This is a genomic window from Kitasatospora sp. NPDC032757 (genome assembly GCF_055579305.1).
This window is the reverse complement of record NZ_JBVINN010000099.1, coordinates 1-1,969: the sequence shown is the minus strand read 5'-3', so window position 1 is coordinate 1,969 and position 1,969 is coordinate 1. Positions and strand designations below refer to the sequence as shown.

General features: G+C 69.6%; 1 protein-coding gene and 3 pseudogenes. 2 read left to right on the top strand and 2 right to left on the bottom strand.

What is annotated here, in order from left to right:
• Both ACZ5WK_RS40235 and ACZ5WK_RS40230 read left to right on the top strand, forming a co-directional pair.
• Positions 1 to 96 (top strand): annotated as a pseudogene (locus ACZ5WK_RS40235) (transposase); the annotation flags it as partial.
• A gap of 311 nt (positions 97 to 407) precedes the next feature.
• Positions 408 to 833 (top strand): hypothetical protein, encoded by a 426-nt coding sequence (locus ACZ5WK_RS40230; protein WP_465555528.1) that lies wholly within the window; start codon positions 408 to 410, stop codon positions 831 to 833.
• A gap of 476 nt (positions 834 to 1,309) precedes the next feature.
• Here ACZ5WK_RS40230 and ACZ5WK_RS40225 read toward each other — a convergent pair.
• A pseudogene (locus ACZ5WK_RS40225) lies at positions 1,310 to 1,654 on the bottom strand (ATP-dependent DNA ligase); the annotation flags it as partial.
• Positions 1,633 to 1,779, bottom strand: a pseudogene (locus ACZ5WK_RS40220) (ATP-dependent DNA ligase); the annotation flags it as partial. The pseudogenes ACZ5WK_RS40220 and ACZ5WK_RS40225, both read right to left, overlap by 22 nt.
• Between the last annotated feature and the right edge of the window lie 190 nt (positions 1,780 to 1,969).

Below are 1,969 nucleotides of genomic sequence, written 5' to 3'. Positions count from 1 at the left end.
GACGCCCTGGCCGACTGGCTTACCGAACACCCTGGCGTCGAGGTCGTCTGCCGCGACCGCGCCCGCTACTACGCCGACGGCGCAGACCGCGGCGCTCGACGGAGCCGGTGGGAGCGCCGCACCGTGCAGGGAGGTGGGGCCGATGCTGTCCGGCCCGAACCGGGCGCGGGCCCGGTCGGCGACGGCTTCGATGCGGCGCAGCCGGTCATCGGGCCAGTCGAAGCTGAGCCGATGGGACGCCTCGGCCGCGCTGCGGATGCCGTCCGCTATCAGCTGCCCAACGCCTCGGGCCACCCGGATTGGCACAGGGGTCCTCACCGGCGAAAGGCCCCGGCGCTGAACCGTGCCCGGACCGCCGATTCAGTCGTTGGCCGGGTACGACTCGTGGACAGCAGGGAGTGCGCGGCGTGGCCCAGGACCTGACGGCAGTGTGTGACCACTGCCTGATGCCGGTGCCGGATGGCGGTGGCGCCCTGGAGGTGGACACGGCGGCCGCCGACCGCGCCATGAAGAGCTGGCGACGTAAGGCGGGTGCTGACCCGCTGGCAGTGTTCCAGACCTCTCCCGGGAGCGTCCCCGCACGCTGGGGTGTACGCCACTTCCAATGCGGCGCGGCGCCGCGGTTCGCGTACACGATCGCCGTGGAACGCATCCGCACGTGGGCGTCGTGGCTGGACTGGACCGCACACCTGGCAGAGAAACCGTGGTGGCCAGCCACCGACTGGACCGATCTGATTCGCCGCGGACTCGATCCCACTCGAGCAGCAGTCAGCGGCTTGCTCCCCGCCGCGCCGAGAAGCCTGCAAGGCGGCCCGGTAGGAGATCGTCCGTAGCTGGGGCAGCCGGCGCGTTGCCAGTCCGGAGCAGCGCCTCTCAAGCCAGCTGCTCCGGACCCTGACCTTCGATGGGTGCGAGCGGACGCGTCACACTCCCCCGGATCAAGATCGTCTCTGCGCCTGAGCACACGCGGCCGGTGTCTGTACCGGCCGAATTCGATCTTCGCCTGATCCACCTCGATCTCCACCACCACATCCGGATGGACAGGCTGATAGACCACGGGCGGACTCCCCGGGAGGCCGCCGACCGTACCAGGCAGCGTCACCAGCTCCCCGCCGGCCGAGCGCAGCACGGGGGCGGGCTCTGCCCGGAGGTCCTGGCCGAGCGGGAGGCTGATTCCAACCGGCCGAAGATGACCTCGCGCGTTGGGCTGGGCCAGGACGGCGGCCTGGGTCGCGGGGATCCGGCTGGGAACGATGCCGACGATGACGGCGTCGACGGTGTGCCGAGTGCGGTAGTTCAGCCACCCCGACCTGCGACCTGCCGAATAGCGGCCGGTCAGGGGCTTGAGGACGCAGCCTTCCACGCCTCCGCCCAGTGCGCCGAACCAGCGCCGGGCTTCCTCGAGGTCCTCGGTTGCGGGCACCGCCTGGATGGTGCGTGGCGAGCCGTCCAGGAGCTCCAGGAGGCGTGCACGTCGGATCCGAAAAGGCAGCGACCGCAGATCCGTATCGGCGGCTGCCAGCGCGTCGAAGCCGGCGAACTGGACGGTGAACCGGTCCGTGGCTTGGGGGCCTTTGCCTGCTCGGCTCTGAAGGAGATGGAAGGAGAGGTCGCCGGAAGGCGAACGGCGATGAGCTCGCCGTCCAGGACGCACTCGGGCACTGCGTGGGCCGCCTGGGCTATGTCGGCAAAGGCACGGGTGAGGTCGGCGCCGTGACGGCTGTAGACGCGGGCGTCCGGGCCGGTCAGGAGGACTGCCCGCCAGCCGTCCAGTTTCACATCAATGCCGTACCCCTTTGCGGTGGCCGGCAGCCGCGTGATCGGCTGGGCCAACGTCACTTCGATGGGCAATTCGAACGGGAGCACACCCTTCTCTTACTGATCGTTTCAGAATGAGTTGAACTGCACTCTTGCGCCTGGCGATCTTGGTCGGCAGGCTGTCCGGGTGCCTGTTGATCTTGTGCCGGAT